General features: G+C 64.2%; 3 protein-coding genes and 1 pseudogene. 1 reads left to right on the forward strand and 3 read right to left on the reverse strand.

The window, feature by feature from the left end; translation table 11 throughout:
* Window positions 1-941 (reverse strand): annotated as a pseudogene (locus EOA29_RS26015) (hypothetical protein); the annotation flags it as partial.
* A gap of 67 nt (window positions 942-1,008) precedes the next feature.
* Window positions 1,009-2,307, reverse strand: coding sequence for an adenylosuccinate synthase (locus EOA29_RS26020; protein ID WP_126091458.1), 1,299 nt, complete (start codon window positions 2,305-2,307; stop codon window positions 1,009-1,011).
* 267 nt (window positions 2,308-2,574) lie between these two features.
* Here EOA29_RS26020 and EOA29_RS26025 point away from each other — a divergent pair, with 267 nt between their 5' ends.
* Entirely contained in the window at window positions 2,575-3,507 is a 933-nt protein-coding gene (locus EOA29_RS26025) for a DMT family transporter (protein ID WP_126091457.1), read from the forward strand.
* Window positions 3,508-3,629: 122 nt separating this feature from the next.
* Here EOA29_RS26025 and EOA29_RS26030 read toward each other — a convergent pair.
* On the reverse strand, window positions 3,630-4,580 hold a 951-nt coding region (locus tag EOA29_RS26030), incomplete at its 5' end, for an NAD(P)-dependent oxidoreductase (RefSeq protein WP_281061110.1).

Genomic DNA, 4,580 nt, shown 5'->3' on the forward strand with positions numbered 1-4,580 from the left:
ATCGTAGCCTGCCCGCCGGCGGGGCCGGGATCGACCTCTTTGCCATCAGACGTCAGGCGCTGGGTGAACTTGGCCGTCTCGGTCGGCTCATTGGCAGCGGCCGCGTTGTTGCCCGCGGCGGGCGGCGTGGCCGCCGTCTCGGTGGCCGGCTTTGCCGGGGCGGGCTTGACCAAAGGCTCGGTCGAGACCGTCTTGCTGCCGCCGCCGTTCAGGCCGAGCATCGAGCGGAACGCATCCTTGTTCAGCCAGACGCCATAACCGCCACCGGCCAGCACCAGCAATGCGACAACGGCCGCGATCAGCCCGCCATAGCTGCGTCTGCGCGGCGCCGGCCGCAGCCGCTGGAAAGTATCGGCCGGCTGCTCGTCATTGGCGAAGACATCGCTGCCGTCGTCCGGCTCGGCGGCGTTCGTGCCGGGCAGGCCGACGTCGTCCTCGCGCGGCGAGGGCATCGGCGGCTGTGCCGAAGGCACTTTGTGCCAACCGCCGGGTTCCGTCTTCGTTGCCCCTTGCCAGCTTGGTTCCGTCTTTGCTGCACCTTGCCAGCTCGGTTCCGCCTTCACCGGTGCCGGCGCCGGCTTGAAAGGCTCCGGCTTGGCCGGTTCGGGCTTCGCCACCGGCGGCTGCCGCACATGGCTTGGCTGGTTCTTGTTGCGGTCGATCGACGAGAAGATATGTTCCAGCTCCGCCAGCGGATCTTCCGCCGGTGCCGGCTTGGGCGCCGGAGCCGGCGCTGTATACTCCCGTTCGACGCTGGAAATGGCATCTTCCAGCGAACGCTTCTGCTTGGCGATGACATCGGCGGACAAAGGAGGAGAATAGTCCGCGAGCTTCTTCGCCAGTGCCCCACGAGCATTCTCGTAGATCCGCTTGCGCAGCTCGGGCGAGGGCTCGCCGTGCTTCTCAAGCTGCTTTTTCAGAACACTAACGAAATCCGCCATGCGTCAGTCGACCTGCATTCTTTCCCCGGGCCGCAAATCAGTCGTAGCGCCGGGAAGGGCTGTGAAACTAGTCTTGAAACGGGTCGGTCACAAGTATCGTGTCGTCCCGCTCCGGGCTGGTGGAAAGCAGCGCAACCGGGGCGCCGATCAGCTCTTCGATGTAGCGGACATATTTGACCGCTTGCGCCGGCAGATCGTTCCAGCTCCTGGCGCCCGCCGTCGTCCCCTTCCAGCCTTCGAGCGTCTCATAGACGGGTTCGACGCGCGCCTGCGCACCCTGGCTTGCCGGCAGATAGTCGATCAGCTCGCCATCGAGGCGGTAGCCGGTGCAGACCTTGATCTCGTCCAGCCCGTCGAGCACGTCGAGCTTGGTGAGCGCGATGCCCTTGATGCCGTTGACGGCGACAGCCTGGCGCACCAGCACGGCGTCGAACCAGCCGCAGCGGCGCTTGCGGCCGGTGACGACGCCGAATTCGTGGCCGCGCGTGCCGAGGAACTCGCCGATCTCGTTCTTCTGCTCGGTCGGGAACGGACCTTCGCCGACGCGCGTCGTATAAGCCTTGGTGATGCCGAGCACGTAGCCGATCGCGCCGGGCCCGGTGCCTGAGCCGGCCGCCGCCTGTCCAGCCACCGTGTTGGACGAGGTGACGAAGGGATAGGTGCCGTGGTCGATGTCGAGCAGCGTGCCCTGCGCGCCCTCGAACAGGATGCGCTCGCCCGCGCGCCGCTTATCGTCGAGCACTTTCCAGACGCGGTCCATGTAGGGCAGGATGTCGCCGGCCACCGAGGTCAGTTCCTGCATGATCGCCTCATGCGTCGCCTCGGCATGGCCGAGCCCGCGGCGCAGCGCATTGTGATGCGTCAGCAGCCTGTCGACCTTCAGGGGAAGCGTTTCCAAATCCGCCAAATCCATCACCCGGACGGCGCGCCGGCCCACCTTGTCCTCGTAAGCGGGACCGATGCCGCGGCGGGTCGTGCCAATCTTGGTTCCGGAATTCGAGGCGGCGTCTTCGCGGAATCCGTCCAGCTCCCGGTGCAGCGACAGGATAAGCGCGGTGTTTTCGGCTATTTTCAGGCGCTCTGGCGTCACGTCCACGCCCTGCTCCTTGAGCTTCGCCACTTCCGCGACGAAGGCATGCGGATCGAACACCACGCCATTGCCGATGATCGACAGCTTGCCCTGCCTGACCACGCCGGACGGCAGGAGCGACAGCTTGTAGACCTTGCCGTCGACGACCAGCGTATGACCTGCATTGTGGCCGCCCTGGAAGCGCACGACCACGTCGGCACGTTCCGACAGCCAGTCGACGATCTTGCCCTTGCCTTCGTCGCCCCACTGCGAGCCGACGACCACCACATTGGCCATGTTCTTTTCCCTTGAGATGCCGCCTTAGCGGCTGAAACGACAGGCCTCTATAGACTCATGTGCCGGCCGATGCGACCCTTTCTTTGCCGCCGAAAACCCCAGAGCATGGTGCCGAAAAGTGGAAGCCGGTTTTTCGGAAGAGATCATGCTCCAACCGTCATCCTGATCCAGGCACAACAAATTCCGGCTTTCGCATCATTTACTTGGCCCGGCCGTCGCAATAGGTCGGATTAGCTCCTCAAACGCGTCCCCGCACCGGATTGAGCAATGCATCGAGCCGCCTATCTGTTCCTTCTCTCCACCACGCTGCTATGGGGCGGCAATTCCGTGGCCGGCAAGCTTGCCGTCGATCACGTGTCGCCGATGACGCTGGTCTTCCTGCGCTGGGTATTGGCAGTGCTGATCCTGCTGCCCGTCGGCTGGCGGGCGTTTCGCGAGGACTGGCCCGAATTGCGCCGGCATTGGCTGCTGCTCGCCGGCCTCGGCGCCTGCGGCTTCACGATCTTCAACGTCATCTTCTACACGGCGCTGAACTACACGACCGCCATCAACGTCTCGATCGAGCAGGCCGCCATACCGATCGTCATCATCCTTGCCAATTTCGTGCTGTTCCGCCTGCATGTGCAGCGCCTGCAGATCGTCGGCGTGGCGCTGACCATCGTCGGCGTCGCCCTCACCGCGAGCCATGGCGATCTCAGCCAGTTGCTGAAGCTCGAGCTCAATTTCGGCGACGCCATCATGCTGGTCGCGGTTCTCTGCTACAGCCTCTATTCGGTGGGGCTGCGTCTGAAGCCCGCCATCCGCTGGCAAAGCCTGATGCTGGCTTTGTCGTTCGCCGCGCTTTTGACCTCATTGCCCTTCTTTGTCTGGGAAGTGGCGGCGGGCCGCGTCATCGTCCCGGACGCGAGAGGATGGACGATCGCGTTCTACACCGCACTCGGCGCTTCCGTCGTCTCGCAGATCTTCTACATTCGGGGCAATGAGCTGATCGGCGCCAACCGAGCCGGGCTGTTCATCAATCTGGTGCCGATCTTCGGCACGCTGCTTTCGGTGCTGATCGTCGGCGAGCGGTTTGAGCTCTATCAGGGTCTTGCGCTCGCGCTCGTGCTCGGAGGCATCGCGCTGGCCGAATACAGCGGCAGAAGGGCTACCTTGCGGATGCTGCGATCTCCCTTGCTGAATACGCAAGGCAGCGATTGACAATGACGATGCATGATCGAGCCCGCTTCCCCTACGAGTGAGATCTGACAAGGCCTGATATTATGGAAACGCCCCGCTTGCTGCCACAGGCGGGGCGTTTCCATTTCAGGCGATTGGCGCGTTCACTCGCTCCCGACGTCGAACCGGAGCGGCTTGGCCGAGTCGATCGACTCGTGCGCCCGCAGCTGATCCAGCACCTTTTCCGGAAACGGCGCGTCGAGATAGAGCAGCGCGATCGCATCGCCGCCCGGCCGGTTGCGGCCGAGCTGGAAGTTGGCGATGTTGACGCCGTTCTCGCCGCAGACGGTGCCGAGCAGGCCGATGATGCCGGGCGCGTCGGCATTGGTCGTGTAGAGCATATGCTGGCCGACCTCGGCGTCGAGGTTGATGCCCTTGATCTGGATGAAGCGCGGCTTGTGGTCCGAGAAGCAGGTGCCGGCGATCGAGCGCGTCATATGCTCGGTGGTGACGGTTAGCTTGATATAGCCGTCGAAGACACCCGACTTGTCTCGCTTGACCTCGGCGACGATGATGCCGCGCTCCTTCACCATGATCGGCGCCGACACCATGTTGACGTCCGAGACCTGCGGCCGGATCAGGCCGGCAAGGGCGGCGCTCACCAGCGCGCGCGTGTTCATCGTCGCGGTCGAGCCGTCGAACAGGATCTCGACCTCCTTGATCGGATCCTCGGTGACTTGGCCGACAAAGGCGCCGAGCACCTCGGCGAGCTTGACGAAGGGTTTTAGCCGCGGTGCTTCCTCGGCGGTGATCGAAGGCATGTTGATGGCGTTGGAGACGGCGCCCTTGATCAGGTAGTCCGACATCTGCTCGGCAACCTGCAGCGCGACATTCTCCTGCGCCTCGGTGGTCGAGGCGCCGAGATGCGGGGTCGCCACGACATTCTCCATGCCGAACAGCGGATTGTTCTCCGCCGGCTCGACTTCGAACACGTCGATACCGGCGCCGGCCACCTTGCCGCTCTTCAGCGCGGCAACCAGGTCGGCCTCGACGACCAGGCCGCCGCGCGCGCAATTGATGATGCGCACGCCGTCCTTCATCTTGGCGATCGCAGC

Origin of the sequence: Mesorhizobium sp. M1E.F.Ca.ET.063.01.1.1 (assembly GCF_003998155.1) — a bacterium.
In the GTDB taxonomy this organism is placed as follows: Bacteria; Pseudomonadota; Alphaproteobacteria; order Rhizobiales; family Rhizobiaceae; genus Mesorhizobium.